Genomic DNA, 15,004 nt, shown 5'->3' on the forward strand with positions numbered 1-15,004 from the left:
ATTTCACCCCCGGCTTGAGTCCGGCTTAGTATATAAAATGCTTTCAAATTGAAGGATTGAACTCTTAGGGAGATTCTTTCCATACCTTGCCATGAGCATGTTCGCTGGATGTGCAAGAATCTCCTCCTCATCGGTATCCTTTACTACCATTCCCACAGGAGACATTATGCGACGCATTAGCTCTCGGTATTCCCACACACGGAGTCCTGTCTTTTCCAAATCCCAATGCCAGTAGTACTCAGTAGCTATCACTAAGTAGTTCTCCATGATCGGATCAGAAAAGGCAACCTCCAGAAGTCGTCGGCCCACACCGTACTGTCTAACTCGCGGGGACACTTCGATAGCACCTAATTCTAAGACTTCTCGTGGGCCTCTTGACCATCTCTCAAAGGAGTCAGGAGGATGAAAGGTTACATAGCCCATTATCCGCGATGCAACATGAGCGAGAATAACTCGACCGTCCGGTAGCTTACAAATCTCTTCTAAGGCTTCCTTCTGCCTTTTAGGGGGGCGAAATGTACGCAATCCATCATCCATAGCAAGCTGAGCGACTACTTCTGCCTTCACAGGCCCTACTATGGTCAATTCTCCATCTGATGTGGAAATGAACTGACTTTTCACGGCCTGATCCCTATCGACCTGCTCCACGATGAGTCCCCCTAACGGAAAACCTTAAAGATTATTCATTAAGATTATAACGTTTGACTTTATTGTAGAGTGTAGCTAAAGAAATATTCAACGCCCTAGCCGCTCTTTTCTTCCCTTCAAGGGAAAAACCATAACGCTCCAAAGCACCTCGCAGGAGTATTTCTTCCATGCGTTCGAGAGGCATTACTCCGTGAGTGAATGCTCCCTCCGTATCAGATGAAATGAGATTTTCCGCGAGATGACGTTGTGTAATATGCGATTCATTCGATACTATTATAGCACGAGTAATAACCTGTTCCAATTCTTCCACGTTGCCCGGCCAACGATAGGACAGAAGAATCTGTTCAGCCTGAGGCGTTAGACCTTGAACGGACTTCCTTAACTTTAAATTCAAAACGTGTATATAGTGTTTTACTAAGGGCAGAATATCTTCTTTTCTTTGACGCAAAGGAGGAATGGCGATTTCCCACTGACTTGCATAGCGATACAACCCCTTATCAAACGCTTTATCCACCATTAACAGATGGACATTGAGCGATGAACTGAGAAAGATACGAATGTTTTTAGATTCTAACGCTTGGATAATATCAAAAAGCTGTGCCTGCTCGTCGAGACTTAGACTTGTGACCTCACGAAAGTATATGCACCCCCCAGTCAGAGTATTAAATGAGTCTAGATCAAAGTTTGGGCTAATCATCTTGTGGATCATTCCATTCCCCTCGGCGCAATCCACAATGAAGAAGGGTTTGGCTGAGCGCTGGCTTTCAAGATGGAGATAGCATGCCAATAAAAGCTTACCCGTGCTGGTTTCCCCTTGAAACATTACGGGGTCACTTTCTCTTGCAGCTTTCTTACACCCCTCTAAAGCTTGGCGTATTCCCTTACTTTCCCCGATAATGTTAGGCTGCTGTGTCAATGATTGAATCAGGTACGTCGGCATATCTATCCCCCTCAAAAAGATGTCTCTCTATAATGGATTTCTGCTTCTAATACATTTAATTATTTCTATTGTATACTATAACAGGTAATAACTAAAGAACATTTTATAATTTACTTGAAAATGCTTGCAGAATGCTTCTAAAATCAAAGGCCACGGAATGGCGTTATTAAAACTTCCATTCCGTGGCCTTTACATAACATTGATTTGAAATCATTCGAACATGGATTAACTATGTTGCCAACTTTGGAGATACCGCTCTTGTTCGTTTGTAAGCGTATCGATGCTTAACCCCAGAGTATCAAGTTTAAGTTGCGCAACTTTTCGATCCATCACGTCAGGAACCGAATAAACCTTCGGTTCGAGGTTCCCCTGTAAGGTAGCCAAGTAGTGTAGTGCAAGTGCTTGTAAGGCGAAGGTCATGTCCATAACTTCGGCAGGATGCCCATCACCAGCCGCTAGATTAACGAGCCTTCCTTCAGCCAAGAGATAAATCTTTCTTCCATCTTGGAGAAGGAACTCTTCGATGTTATTACGAACTTGACGACGACTTTGAGCCATGGACTCTAACTGTGTTTTATTGACTTCGACATCAAAATGACCTGCGTTAGAGAGTATCGCACCGTCCTTCATCACTTTAAAATGCTCTTCAGTAATTACATTTTTGTTTCCGGTTACGGTAATGAAGAAATCACCCTGACGAGCCGCGTCAACCATGGGCATAACTTCATACCCGTCCATCCAGGCCTCATTGGCTCTAATCGGATTCACTTCACAAACGATCACACGGGCGCCGAGACCTTTAGCCCGAAGTGCAACTCCTTTACCACACCATCCGTAGCCAGCAACACACACCGTCTTTCCTGCAACAACAAGATTCGTTGTGCGCATAATCCCATCCCACACGGATTGTCCAGTACCATAACGATTATCGAATAAATATTTCATCTCTGCATCATTCACAGCAATCATGGGGAAGGACAATTCTCCATTCTTCTCCATAGCGCGCAATCTAAGGATTCCCGTGGTTGTTTCCTCAGCTCCGCCGAGCACCTTACCCAAGAGTTCACGTCTTTCTTTATGAATCGTGGAGACTAAATCTCCACCATCATCAATGATATAATCAGGCCTAAAGTCAAGGGCTTTATGGATATGCTGATGATACTCCTCATCTGTTGCACCGTGCCAAGCATGGGCATGAACCCCGCTCGCTACTAGAGCTGCCACTACATCATCTTGTGTGGATAGAGGATTGCTTGCCACTACGGTCACTTCTGCTCCGCCCGCTTGAATCACTTTTGCCAAGTAAGCGGTTTTTGCTTCCAAATGTAAGCAGATAGTTACCCTTTTTCCTTTAAACGGGAGTTCGCGCTCAAATTCCTTCCTTAAGGTGTTCAAAACAGGCATATGAGCTTGAACCCATTCAATTTTCAGTTGACCTTGGGGAGCAAGTTGAATATCTCTTATCGTTGATTCCATATCATCCCGGCAGAAGCCAGAACACCACCTATCCTACTATTTTTTCTCTTCTGCCTTCTTAATTTCTTCAGTCAACCGTTCAGCGATCTTATCAAAATTCTCGGATTGATAGTCCTCGATTTTACCTAGATCAGATAGACTTGATAAGACGGGATCAAGAGGCAATTGCCCTAAGTAGGGGATTTCACTGTCTTGGGCTTCCTCTTCCCCTTTAGGTTTCCCGAAAACTTCAATCCGTTGATCACAATCTGGGCACGAAACATAGGCCATATTTTCAACCAGTCCGTAGATTGTAGCTTCATATCTTCTTACCATCTTAATCGCTTTCCGCACAATCATTCCAGCCAATTGTTGTGGACTTGATACAATGACCACCCCTGCAATCGGCATCGTTTGGAAGACCGTAATGGGCACATCTCCCGTCCCAGGTGGCATATCGATGAGTAGATAATCCAGTTCTCCCCATACAACATCCTTCCAGAATTGTTGAATAAGTTGTGTAATAATCGAGCCTCTCCAAATCACTGGATCATCTTCATTTTCAAGCATTAGATTCAAGGACATAATCTTAATGCCGTTTCTGGTTTCCGGAACTATAACGCCCACGTTGTTCACGTTGGCCTTTTCTGTTACTCCGAAAATTTTGGGAATGCTCGGGCCAGTGACATCGGCATCTAAAATGCCGACTTTATATCCCTGTCTCATCAGGCTAACAGCTAACATTCCAGTGACGGAGGATTTACCAACTCCACCTTTGCCGCTCATTACAGCAATGACTTTGCCGATATGACTAGCCTTTTGAGCTTCAGTTAACTCAGGTTCTGTCGAACAGCTCCCAGTCGTACATGTACCTGCAGCAGAGCAAGATCCACACGCTTCACCCATTGATATCCACCCTTTCTTCAAAGAACAAGCTATTCCCCTATGGGGTATATACCTCAATTTTGTCCTTTAGTATCTTCTTTGTCAAGAGACTCTTCAAGAGACTCTTTTAATCGTTTTAAGAACACCCTTGCCCCCACGAACAAGGATGATGACTACAATAGTTCTTCTAGCCTATCTACAAGCCCCTTAAAGACTTGGAGAGCTTCCCTAACAGGAACTGGGGTTTCCATATCTACTCCCGCTTTTCGCAAAAGTTCTATAGGGTAGTCCGAGCTTCCGCTGGATAAGAAGGTGATATATCGTTCAACAGCCGGTTCGCCTTCATCTAGAATCTTACGTGCTAAAGCGGTTGCCGCCGAAAAGCCCGTCGCATATTTATAGACATAGAAGGCATTGTAAAAGTGAGGTATCCTCGCCCACTCGATAGCAATCTGTGGATCCATAACAACCTCAGGACCATAATAATCTGAATTGAGCTTCAGATATTCGCTTGATAATAATTCCGAAGTAAGGGATTCACCCTGTTCTACTAAAGCGTGAGTCCTCTTCTCAAACTCAGCAAACATCGTCTGACGGAATATCGTACCTCTGAATTGCTCGAGGTAGTGATTCAATAAATACGCTAACAATTTCGGATCTTCCGTGGTCTTCAGCAAATGCTCCATGACGAGAGCCTCATTGAGTGTGGAAGCAACTTCAGCTACAAAGATGGTGTACCCAGCATAAAGGTGGGGCTGGGTATGGTTTGAAAAATAGGAATGTAGAGAGTGTCCCATTTCATGGGCAATTGTAAACATGGAATCCAGAGTGTCTTGGTGATTCAAAAGGACAAAAGGATGAGAACGGTAGGTCCCCCAGGAATATGCTCCACTCGTTTTTCCCTGATTCTCATAGACATCTATCCAGTGGGAATCAAATCCCTCCTTCAAGATTCGAAGATATTCTTCCCCTAAGGGCTTGAGGCCCTCAGTACACATTTCGAGCGCTTCCTGATAGGGAATTTCCATCTTTACCTCGGGAACGATCGGTACGTAGATATCATACATATGAATTTCGTCAAGCCCTAAGACCTTTTTCCTTAAGCTTACATAACGATGCATCTCAGGAAGAAACTCCCGTACGGTCTCAATCATAGAATCATAAACCGCCAGTGGGACGCGATCATCATTCAGTGAGGACTCAATTGCGGAAGGATAATGACGTGCTTTCGCGAAGAAGACATCTCCCTTTACATTCGAATTATAAGTCGCAGCCCAGGTATTGATTTGTTTTTGGTAGGTTTCATAAAGCGTCTGAAAAGCATCTTTACGAACGCGTTGATCTGCACTTTCCATAAACTGTATGAAATTCCCTTTGGTAAGTTCGACGTCTTGGTTCTTTTCATCTTTGATGCTTGGGAATTTTAAATCCGCATTATTGGCCATTCCAAAAATTGTACTCGGGGCTTCTGCTAGCTCTCCAATTTCCGCGAGCAATTTCTCTTCCGCGGGGCTTAGGACATGCTCCCGTTTACGCACGATGTCATCTAAAGCGTGATCGTACAGTTCCATCTTGGAATTCGCTTTTCGGAATTCCTGCAACGTTCCCTCTGGCAAGGCAAGCATTTCCGGAATGATGAAAGCAAGCGCACTCCCTACTTTAACAGAGAGAGCCCCTGCTCGATCGGTCATGGCTTGATAACGCGACACCCGATTGTCTTCATCACGATGCATTCGTGCATAGGTATAGACTTCTCCCATGCTTTGACCGATTTGATCCATCCACTCAAAACAGGCAACGAGGGTCTCAGCGTTATCACCCAAATGACCTTTAAATTCTCCTGCACGACCTAGAAGTTTCTCCACATGAGCAAACTCCTCTTCCCAGGCTTGATCACTGGGGAAAATATCCTCGAGACGCCATTTATACTGTTCGGGGACATCCGAACGAGATTTTAATTTTGCTTGTTCCACTTTATTCCCTCCTGTGCGAGCTCATACTTTACCTGATTATTATACACAGCAGAAGGAAAAATTACCAAATTCCATACGACTTTTAAGAATCAAAAAAAAGTCGCGTCGATTCAGTTTTTCAGACTGACTCGACACCACTTCTTTACTCATTCTATTTTACCTTTTACTTAACCCATTTTGAATAAGGAAATCGGCCCAAATTTGAATTAAAATAGTTTGGATGGGTTGTGATCTCGGATTCCGAGTCGATCCACTCAGGAAATTCTATCGGGTAATCCAAACGAGGGAGTTCCACATCTGCCGTTATTAGCCCTAGATTTTCTCCTTGGTAAACATCCACTTCCCAAGTGAGGTCGGAATAGGGAATTCGATAACGAACTTTCTCGATTACAGGATAAAGAGCAAGTGATTTCATCGTCACTTGTTCCTCAAGAGATACAGGCTCTTTCTCCGTTTCAAGCTCAAAGCGGCTTCCATCACTGTTCAGACGTTTGATGGTCAAAATTATTTTGCTATTCACGATTCGGAATCGAATGGACGGCTCCTCAGATAAGTATCCCTGAATCATTCGCAGCCCAGATCCCATATCGGGTAAATATTCAGGGCGAACCAAGAATTTACGTTCAATTTCTAGAGCCACACGTGCGCACTCCCATCAGATAAAAAGTGAAACAGACAGCGTACGTACCACTGCCTGTTTCTGCCACCTCGTCCACCTATCTCCCAGGAAGGTTCCCCAACCTTCCATTCCTTATTCTAACGTTCTTAAAACGTTTCCGCAAGTTCTAACCTTGAAATTTTCGATTCTACTTAGACTAATATTTTAGTTCACAAAACATTTTACTCTAATTCTTGGAAAATGCTTTTCATCTCTGTTGGTTCCTGTTATAATTGTAAAAATTATGATTTATAAAATAAGCAAAGACGATGAAAGAGAGCATACGTTGAACCAGACCTTCAGGGAACTAAAGCCACCGACTGAAAGCTTTAGTGGTTACTGGAAACGGACCTTCACTCTGGAGTTGCGTTCTTGAATAGAGTAGGGAACGCCGGATGCTTCCGTTATAAAGCTTGGTTCTATTATGGACCAATGAAGAGGCTGTTTAACAGCAAAAAGGGTGGTACCGCGAGGCTTATCTCGTCCCTTACCAGGGATGAGTAAGCCTTTTTTTATTACCCTAAATAGCCCTAAGACCCGGAAGCGGAGCTTCTCGCACAGGACGAAAGCCGTCATAGGGTTTCGGCCTTAGCTAGCGTAGCCACCCGGTTCACTTCAGGTATTACCCTAAGGTTTGGCGAAGCTCCTACAGAAGCGAGTTTGCCAGCCCTGGAGCGCTGAGTGAACGGATGTGCGAGAAGCTACACGACCTAAGCTTCACATCAATTAAAGGAGGTAACATTCTATGTATAAGATTGGTTATCTAGGCCCCAAGGGCAGCTTTTCCGAAGAGGCACTCCAACTTTTCCTTGCTACACATGCTGAAATCTCTCAACCCCCCATTGATCTCCTTCCTTTTAACACTATTCCCAAACTTCTCTTAGCCTGTAATAACCAGGACATCGATTCTGCTTTTGTTCCACTTGAGAATTCCACCGAGGGGCAAGTCGGTGTTACGATGGATATGCTCGGACAAACAGATAACATCTATATCACTCGGGAATTCATCCACCCTGTTGATCAGTGCTTAATTACTCCCGAACCGTTGGAACTACATCAGATTCAGCGTGTTTATTCTCATGAGCAAGCTCTTGGACAATGTCGAGACTTCCTTGAAACACATCTTCCCCAAGCCGAGCAGCTCGTCTGTCTGAGCACTGCGGAAGCGGCTCGAAAGATTTCAAGTGTACGCGAAAACTGGGCAGCCATAGGCCCACGTCGGGCTGCAGAGCTTTATCATTTGCATTGCCAGGTTGAAAAGATTCAAGATATCATGCTCAACGCCACCCGTTTTATTTTTGTCGGGCATAGTCTATCCGAGATGAGCGGGGAAGATAAAACCTCTCTTTTGGTCATTACCGATAATTCTCCTGGATCCTTATATCGCATCCTTCAAGAATTTGCCTTGCGCAAAATTAATTTAAGCCGAATTGAATCCCGACCCTCAAAAAAAAAGCTGGGAGAATACGTTTTCTTCATCGATGTCGATGGCTACGTCTTTTCTCCCGCTATTCAGGAAGCTCTCTGGGCTTTAAGGGACAAGAATGTGAGTACAAAGCTTCTGGGGTCTTATCCGAAGGCTAAGACGAATGAGACGGTGTTCTAGAGCCAAGGGGCTACACTTAACGTTAATTATTGGAACAGATGAATTATTAGCAAACAAGACCTTAAAACTACAAGGGGTTTCATTTAGAGTTAAAAACCTCTAAATGAAACCCCTTGTAACTTTATTGATCAAATCCATAGTGCCATCACACGTATGCATTGTAGATTGCATTAGCCCAGATAAACCTTCTGGATCAACTCTGGGATATCCTCAGGAGTCGTTTTCTCCAACCCATAAACTGGCTTATTCTCAAGCCCTTGTAAACCCTTCGGAATTCCCCAGCCTGTGAGCTCGCTGAGCTTCGCCAAGTTATCCCATTCATTTTCCGTGACCTGGGAGGGATCAATCCCTTCCAAAACAGTTCGAGCGAACTTAAACGGGCTTGCCGTTGAGGCGATAATAGTATACGTACTATCTCCGGTCTTCTTCAGGTAATCTTGATAGACCTTGACAGCAACTGCAGTATGAGGGTCAAGCACGTAGGAATGCTCCTGGTAGGTATTCCTGATGACTTCAAGCACCTCTTCCTCGCCTGACCATCCTGCCTTAACGTAATGTCTTGCCTTAGCTAAGGTTTCGGGATCCACAGTGAATTTTCCCTTCTCCTGGAGCTCACTAAACCACTGTAGAATTTTTTCCGTATCCCTACCCGAGATGTCATAGAGAAAGCGTTCGAAATTACTGGAGATGAGAATATCCATAGAAGGTGAGGAGGTTAAATAAAACGACCGATTTCGGTCATATACTCCGTTCTCGAAGAAATCCGTTAAAACGTTATTTTCATTGGAGGCACAGATAAGGTCTTTAATCGGTACACCCATCTCTTTTGCATAATAAGCTGCTAGGATATTTCCAAAGTTACCCGTCGGTACCACGACGTTCATCGGTTGGCCGGATACAACACTACCCACCTCTACGGCCTGACTATAGGCCCAAACATAGTAAACAATTTGAGGTAAAAGTCTTCCCCAATTTATTGAATTCGCCGAGGAAAAAGCAATATGTTGGTTCTCAAATTTCGTTCTTAGACTTTGACTCGCAAAAATCTCTTTCACTGCGGATTGACACTGATCAAAGTTCCCATAAACAGGTACAACCCGCGTATTCACCCCATCCGTGCTCGTCATCTGCCGTTCTTGAACGACACTCACTCCGCTTTCAGGATAGAAGACCATGATTTCAGTTCCTGTAACGTTTTTAAACCCTTCAAGTGCTGCTTTGCCAGTATCCCCAGAAGTCGCAACAAGGATGAGCACTTTCTCTGTTCCACTTAAGGCTTTAATGCTTTCGCCAAGTAAATAAGGCAAAACTTGTAAAGCCATATCCTTAAAGGCTGAGGTTGGACCATGCCATAATTCTAAAATGCCCATCTTCCCCACCTTCACGAGTGGAGCTGGATTATCAGAATCAAACACTTGATCATTATAGATCGAAGCCGCTTGATCTAATACCTCTTCAGGAAAATCCGGAAGATATAATTGGAAAATACGTTTGGCCAGCTGTGGATAGGTTAAACTCTTTAACTCTTCCCAATCTATCTTCGGTTTATCTTTTGGAACAAAAAGCCCTCCTGTCGGTACCATACCGAGCGAGATAGCTTGCATTCCTGTCTGATCTGAATAATTTCCTCTCGTGCTTTCGTACACACGCTTCCCTCCCAAGACGTTATTCCGAATTTATTCGCCAACAAAGGACAAATTTCCTTCTCCCGTATACATTTTGTACTGTATACATATTCTCTACGTATTATCCTTCGTAATTCGGCAGGAAACATCTGTACTCTGTTGGAATTAATCAGGATGGAGATGCTAAAATATAAGTAAACGATTAATGGGCAAGGAGAGAGTAGACATGGGCATCGAAGAAACTACACATCGTCAATATCGCCAGACCCTCATTTTAGGCTTGATTAAGTTGGTCGAAGATTTGTTCCCTACCGAGAAGCTAAAAATACCTTATTCTATCTTAGACGGGATTTACTGCGAATTAGAAAACTCTCCACTTTCCTCTAGAGAAGTTGCCCAGATTGAAATACAACTCCAGCAATGGGTTGACTCGAATCCATCCTTTACTTTTTCCTTAGAAGACGATGGTTTTTTTTACTGCAAGGTATGCGATGTCCAGATCAAATCCCTTTATCCCCCCATACAACCGAACGGGCACTTTCTTCCCTATACCTTGATTTACTATCCACCAGGATTTATCCTCCTTTTTTCAAATCCAGATCATCCCAATGAACTTCCTCCTTTTATTCCGCCGGAAAAACTCGCTGCGACTTTCTTAGAGTCCAAGCGTTGGGTAGAAAACCTACATCTGGATGAAGTTTCAGATGTCAACCAGATTGTCAAAGAAGGTCATTTTAACGAATTGATTAGTCTAGCGGAAGCGTTACACGAAAAGAAAGTTTCGATGATAGCAGACCGCATTCTTCAGCAACGCAAGAATGTCCGAATCATATTAATCTCAGGGCCTTCTTCCTCGGGAAAGACTACGTTTGCTCAACGTTTATCGACTCAACTTCGGGTCAATGGCCTTAGACCTGTCGCTTTATCCCTCGATGATTACTTTTGTGCACGAGAAGATACTCCATTGGATGCTTTCGGTCAGCACGATTTTGAAGCTTTAGAAGCGCTTGATCTCCCTTTACTCAACGAACACGTCAAAGCACTTATCCATGGTGAAGAAATAGAATGCCCTATCTATGATTTCGTGAGTGGACACCGTAAGCTCAAGGGGAAAAAAATGAAACTAGAGTCCGACGAAATTCTGGTCATGGAAGGAATTCATGGGCTTAACCCCCGCCTCCTTCCCTTACTTGAACGTAATCAACTCTTTAAAATTTATGTCAGTGCTCTATTCCAACTTAACATCGACTCTTATAATCGGGTTCCAACGACAGATGTTCGCCTGATCCGTCGCTTAGTCAGAGATGATAAATTCCGTGGAATCGCCCCCGAAAAAACCCTCAATCAATGGGCAAGTGTTCGCCGTGGAGAGAATGCAAATATCTTCCCCTATCAAGAAGAAGCCGATGTCATGTTCAACTCAAGTCTTCTTTATGAGCTCAATGCGCTTCGGGCCTATGCTGAGCCACTGCTCGTTTCTATCCCCATCGATCACCCACACCATTCAACGGTAGCCCATCTGTTAAGGCTCCTCCATCACTTTGACCCACTAGATATCTCTAAAGTCCCCTTCAACTCAATCCTGAGAGAATTCATTGGTGGTGGGATTTACACCCTCTAGCCTTTATCTGGGTCTAAACGATTACCTGCTCATGAATAGATTATTGTAAGGGACTAAACGGAAGAGGGGCTGACGATTGCCACATAAGTGCAAAGGTCAGCCCCTCAGCTTTTGGTTATTTCTTTTCGCTCGCAAGGACTCCTGCAGTTGCATAATTTTCTTTCGCCATATCACGAATGATGATTGTGACGTTTTCTGGCTTAGCACCCGCTGATTCAACAATAGCTTGTGTCACCTTTTCTACCATAAGCTTTTTTTGTTCAAGCGTACGTCCTTCGAGAAGTTCAATCTGCACGATTGGCATGTAGGTCACCTCTTCTTTCTTTGTCAATTTATCTGATGGCTAAGGCCATCAACCAAACATTAACTGGAATGAACTCCACCTAATGTAAGTCTCTTTAAAGAGTATTGCTTCTTGCATTTACCTCAATGCTAAACGGATATCCCTTCTCCTTAGCTCTGATAAGAAGAAGGTTCGGTTCAGCTATAAAACGTTCTTTTTCCTTTTTCGCGAAACGCTTCAAGAAGGCTTCCACCTGAAGGGCTTGACTCTTATTTTCCACCGTCCAGGCCTGCATAAGGGCGACTGGCCTACGTCCTCGAGTATATTTTGCACCTTTTCCTTCGTTATGTTCTACTATTCTTCGTTCAAGCCGGGGGGTTGAGCCCGAATACAAGGTATTATCTGCGCAACGAACGATATAGACCCAGTACACGTACGACTCCTAGTCCGTTGCTGGCCAGAGTTCTAGTTCTGGTTTCTCAGGCAATAACCCTTCCTCATAGCAAAGCGAAAAATAGCGATTCAACCCTTCTTGTAAATCAGGTCCAAACTCATACTTAAATTGTGCAAAATAATCAAACCAGAACTCGGTCGTTCCTCCAAGCATTGAAACGCAAGTCTCAACCACGGTGTCCATATTCTTTAAGGCGTGTTTTTTCGATTCCTGAAGAAGTAAGTGAACTTCACGAAGCTCTTTATCTTTTTCCAAAATCAATCGTTTGGGAAAAGCCCAAACTGAATAGGTCATAGAACATCCCGTGTGATTGAACCATTCCTGCCCCAAGTCAAAGATATGAAGCTTTGGACGACTAGCTGCTGCGCGAATCGCACGATCAGCAATCAATAGTCCTGCATCAGCTTCCTGTAGCATTTCCTCAAGCCCAGCATCCATGGTAATATAGTGTGGAGAAACCTCATGAAATCGATGTAAAAGAATTTTTAACAGATTGACCGAGGTGGCGGACTGACTCGTAAGAGCTATATTCTTCCCGTTCAACTCGTCAAGCGGGTATTTCGAAAATAGGAGAATTGAACCCACACGTCCCCTTGTCGAGACCGATAAATTCGGTAGAATATAGTAATCACGCCAATGCTGACCATATGAGAAGGCGCTAATAGGAGCCGCATCGATACGACCCTCCGCCAGCATTTCATTATGCCCCGTGGGTTCCGCCGTTACCCAATCAAGCAACTTATGCTGGCGGGGGAGGTAATAAAACATGGGAAGCATATTAGTATTTGGGTTATGTCCAATACGTATCAAGGATAGGACCTCCTAGCGGACTGTATTATGTAGCTCACCGATGCCTTTGATTTGAATACTGATATTATCTCCAGAGCTCATAGGACCAACGCCTTCAGGAGTTCCAGTCATTATTATGTCCCCAGGATAGAGCGTCATAATCTGAGAGATATAGCTCACAAGCTTTGGAACGGAGCTAATAAAATACTCGGTATTCGAAGATTGTTTGACATCGCCATTTAACACGGAGCAAATTTCCAAGTTGCTAGGGTCAAGGTCTGTAACAATGCAGGGGCCGATCGGGCAGAATGTATCGAAGCCTTTACTGCGAGTCCATTGTCCATCTTTACGTTGTAGATCACGAGCGGTAACATCATTTCCACATGTGTATCCAAAGATTGAATCTAAGACTTGATCCTCTGAAACGTCCTTCAAGGTTTTGCCGACAACGACAACAAGCTCTGCTTCATATTCGACTTGGTGACTCATTTTGGGTAGGATGATCTCCTCTTCGGGTCCAATCAATGTCGTGAGCGGTTTGAGAAAGATTACAGGATCTTCGTGAAGTGTATGCCCTAATTCTTCGATATGTTTTGCATAATTCAAGCCGATACAGATAATTTTACTCGGCTGGACCGGAGTTAATAATTTTACTTCCTTCAGCTTTACCGCTTCTTCTGTTCGCTTATAACCCTCGTCTAAAAAAGAGCGATCGAGAATAAACACGTTTTCGCCCTCGACCTCTCCAAAGCACACCTCTTCGTTCCATAAAAACCGGACAAACTTCACATGTATTTCTCCTTTCAACTTATGATTCTAAAGATCTTCAAGGTAAGTTAAATGTCTATTCGACTCTTTTTAACTAACTCCTTCTCAGGATCGGCAAAGGCATACCAATAAAATATACTTGCCACGAGATAAAGAAATGCCGTCACGAAATAGGGTACACTATATCCCATTGTACCCATAAGCCATCCTCCTATGCTCACACTCATCGCCCGGCTCAAATTTTGAGCCACTCCCATCAGACTCGAGACCGTTGCCCTTAAGGGAATCGGTGTAATTTCCATGATAAAACTTCCACTGATGGGATTATTCATATTCATTAAAATATTTCTGAGTATATAAGATAGGATAACGATTTCGATCGATTGCGGAATAGCGATCATAAGGAGCAAGGGAATTGAAACCAGTTGAAAAAAGACAACTGAACGTACTTTTCCCATAGAAAGCATGAGAAAGGGAGCAAGAAGCCCTGAAAGAGCCATCCCCATTTGAGAGACAGACATCACCGTTCCGACCAAAGTAATAGAGGCATTTAACTTTTGAGAAAGAAAAATATTAAAAAAAGGAATAACTAACCCTGCACCTAAACCAATTAAAAAGTTATAGATAAAGACATTCTTGGCAATTTTTGAATGCTGCAAGGCACTTATAAATTCCTTGGGGTGCATCGCTTTACCGTATCCCACTTCTTTTTGCTCGACAAGTGAAAAGGCAAGTAAAAAGGCGATAAAAGGCAATAAGGCAAAGCTAAGTAAACTCCAATGTGATGTTAGCCAATCAGGAAATTGCCCTGCCATAAGGCTTCCTATGACCTGAGCAGCCATCGTAAGTGAATAGTTTAGACTAAATAAATAAGCCTGCTCTCCTGCAGGACTATTCTCAGCGAGTATAGGCATTGTTACGGTAGCAAGCATTCCTTGACCGCTTCCGAAAAGAAAAGAAAAACCTACAGTCATCGAACCGATTGGAGAGATTGCTTGTCCTATAAGCCCTACGCTTGTCAGGGCAAGGGCAAGGAGCAAAACCTTTTTTCTCCCCCATAAATCCGCTAAAAGTCCAGCAGGCAAAGAAAATATTCCTGTTCCTAATAAGCCAATTGCTAGAATGTTGCCTAGAAACTGCTCACTATGGCCGGCTTGGATAACAGTTATACCAAAGAGGACGCTAAACGCTCCAGTCCCGAGAGCTGTAAAAAAGGAAGCCAAAAGAAATCGTTGTGCATTTCGTGAATCAATTCTAAATAGACGGCTAAACGCCATAACTTCACCTTCTTCGTGATCC

Annotated in this window: 14 protein-coding genes and 1 other annotated feature; of the genes, 2 read left to right on the forward strand and 12 right to left on the reverse strand. The window is 43.7% G+C overall.

The window, feature by feature from the left end; translation table 11 throughout:
• Positions 1 to 3 precede the first annotated feature (3 nt).
• The 6 genes from ACZ42W_RS14475 to ACZ42W_RS14500 all read right to left on the reverse strand — a co-directional run bounded on the left by ACZ42W_RS14475 (position 4) and on the right by ACZ42W_RS14500 (position 6,541).
• Positions 4 to 648, reverse strand: a complete 645-nt coding sequence (locus ACZ42W_RS14475; RefSeq protein ID WP_464166050.1) for a GNAT family N-acetyltransferase — start codon at positions 646 to 648, stop codon at positions 4 to 6.
• A gap of 31 nt (positions 649 to 679) precedes the next feature.
• Positions 680 to 1,588 (reverse strand): AAA-type ATPase lid domain-containing protein, encoded by a 909-nt coding sequence (locus ACZ42W_RS14480; protein WP_464166051.1) that lies wholly within the window; start codon positions 1,586 to 1,588, stop codon positions 680 to 682.
• A gap of 225 nt (positions 1,589 to 1,813) precedes the next feature.
• On the reverse strand, positions 1,814 to 3,064 hold the full coding sequence (locus tag ACZ42W_RS14485) for an adenosylhomocysteinase (RefSeq protein ID WP_464166052.1): 1,251 nt from the start codon (positions 3,062 to 3,064) through the stop codon (positions 1,814 to 1,816).
• Positions 3,065 to 3,100: 36 nt separating this feature from the next.
• The gene (locus ACZ42W_RS14490; RefSeq protein WP_464166053.1) at positions 3,101 to 3,949 is read right to left on the reverse strand and encodes an Mrp/NBP35 family ATP-binding protein; all 849 of its coding nucleotides are present in this window, start codon (positions 3,947 to 3,949) and stop codon (positions 3,101 to 3,103) included.
• A 152-nt stretch (positions 3,950 to 4,101) separates the two neighbouring features.
• Positions 4,102 to 5,901 (reverse strand): oligoendopeptidase F, encoded by a 1,800-nt coding sequence (pepF, locus tag ACZ42W_RS14495; protein WP_464166054.1) that lies wholly within the window; start codon positions 5,899 to 5,901, stop codon positions 4,102 to 4,104.
• Positions 5,902 to 6,064: 163 nt separating this feature from the next.
• The gene (locus tag ACZ42W_RS14500; protein WP_464166055.1) at positions 6,065 to 6,541 is read right to left on the reverse strand and encodes a CYTH domain-containing protein; all 477 of its coding nucleotides are present in this window, start codon (positions 6,539 to 6,541) and stop codon (positions 6,065 to 6,067) included.
• Positions 6,542 to 6,819: 278 nt separating this feature from the next.
• Positions 6,820 to 7,050, forward strand: a binding site (T-box leader).
• Positions 7,051 to 7,304: 254 nt separating this feature from the next.
• On the opposite strand from ACZ42W_RS14500, the gene pheA reads away from it, so the two are divergent.
• Complete coding sequence (gene pheA / locus ACZ42W_RS14505) at positions 7,305 to 8,165, forward strand: prephenate dehydratase (protein WP_464166056.1); 861 nt, start codon at positions 7,305 to 7,307, stop codon at positions 8,163 to 8,165.
• Between the two features lie 170 nt (positions 8,166 to 8,335).
• On the opposite strand, the gene thrC is transcribed toward pheA, so the two are convergent.
• Positions 8,336 to 9,811 carry a threonine synthase gene (gene thrC / locus ACZ42W_RS14510; RefSeq protein ID WP_464166057.1) on the reverse strand — a complete coding sequence of 492 codons (1,476 nt, stop codon included), beginning with the start codon at positions 9,809 to 9,811 and terminating at the stop codon, positions 8,336 to 8,338.
• Between the two features lie 205 nt (positions 9,812 to 10,016).
• Here thrC and ACZ42W_RS14515 point away from each other — a divergent pair, with 205 nt between their 5' ends.
• The gene (locus ACZ42W_RS14515; RefSeq protein WP_464166058.1) at positions 10,017 to 11,411 is read left to right on the forward strand and encodes a uridine kinase family protein; all 1,395 of its coding nucleotides are present in this window, start codon (positions 10,017 to 10,019) and stop codon (positions 11,409 to 11,411) included.
• A gap of 115 nt (positions 11,412 to 11,526) precedes the next feature.
• On the opposite strand, the gene ACZ42W_RS14520 is transcribed toward ACZ42W_RS14515, so the two are convergent.
• From ACZ42W_RS14520 to ACZ42W_RS14540, 5 genes are all read right to left on the reverse strand, one after another.
• Positions 11,527 to 11,715 (reverse strand): 4-oxalocrotonate tautomerase, encoded by a 189-nt coding sequence (locus tag ACZ42W_RS14520; protein ID WP_464166059.1) that lies wholly within the window; start codon positions 11,713 to 11,715, stop codon positions 11,527 to 11,529.
• A gap of 94 nt (positions 11,716 to 11,809) precedes the next feature.
• Positions 11,810 to 12,127, reverse strand: coding sequence for a GIY-YIG nuclease family protein (locus ACZ42W_RS14525; protein WP_464166060.1), 318 nt, complete (start codon positions 12,125 to 12,127; stop codon positions 11,810 to 11,812).
• Positions 12,128 to 12,136: 9 nt separating this feature from the next.
• A complete protein-coding gene (locus ACZ42W_RS14530) occupies positions 12,137 to 12,958 on the reverse strand; it encodes a menaquinone biosynthetic enzyme MqnA/MqnD family protein (protein ID WP_464166061.1) in 822 nt (273 codons plus the stop codon).
• 12 nt (positions 12,959 to 12,970) lie between these two features.
• On the reverse strand, positions 12,971 to 13,726 hold the full coding sequence (locus tag ACZ42W_RS14535) for a fumarylacetoacetate hydrolase family protein (RefSeq protein WP_464166062.1): 756 nt from the start codon (positions 13,724 to 13,726) through the stop codon (positions 12,971 to 12,973).
• A 47-nt stretch (positions 13,727 to 13,773) separates the two neighbouring features.
• On the reverse strand, positions 13,774 to 14,982 hold the full coding sequence (locus ACZ42W_RS14540) for an MFS transporter (protein WP_464166063.1): 1,209 nt from the start codon (positions 14,980 to 14,982) through the stop codon (positions 13,774 to 13,776).
• Positions 14,983 to 15,004 lie beyond the last annotated feature (22 nt).

The organism is Desulfitobacterium elongatum (assembly GCF_055378975.1).

What these genes read in the sequence shown, in the direction of transcription:
- ACZ42W_RS14480 (WP_464166051.1), bottom strand. Translation starts at nt 1,588, where the DNA reads ATGCCGACGTACCTGATTCAATCATTGACACAGCAGCCTAACATTATC.
- ACZ42W_RS14540 (WP_464166063.1), bottom strand. Translation starts at nt 14,982, where the DNA reads ATGGCGTTTAGCCGTCTATTTAGAATTGATTCACGAAATGCACAACGA.
- ACZ42W_RS14515 (WP_464166058.1), top strand. Translation starts at nt 10,017, where the DNA reads ATGGGCATCGAAGAAACTACACATCGTCAATATCGCCAGACCCTCATT.
- pheA (WP_464166056.1), top strand. Translation starts at nt 7,305, where the DNA reads ATGTATAAGATTGGTTATCTAGGCCCCAAGGGCAGCTTTTCCGAAGAG.
- ACZ42W_RS14485 (WP_464166052.1), bottom strand. Translation starts at nt 3,064, where the DNA reads ATGGAATCAACGATAAGAGATATTCAACTTGCTCCCCAAGGTCAACTG.
- ACZ42W_RS14520 (WP_464166059.1), bottom strand. Translation starts at nt 11,715, where the DNA reads ATGCCAATCGTGCAGATTGAACTTCTCGAAGGACGTACGCTTGAACAA.
- ACZ42W_RS14490 (WP_464166053.1), bottom strand. Translation starts at nt 3,949, where the DNA reads ATGGGTGAAGCGTGTGGATCTTGCTCTGCTGCAGGTACATGTACGACT.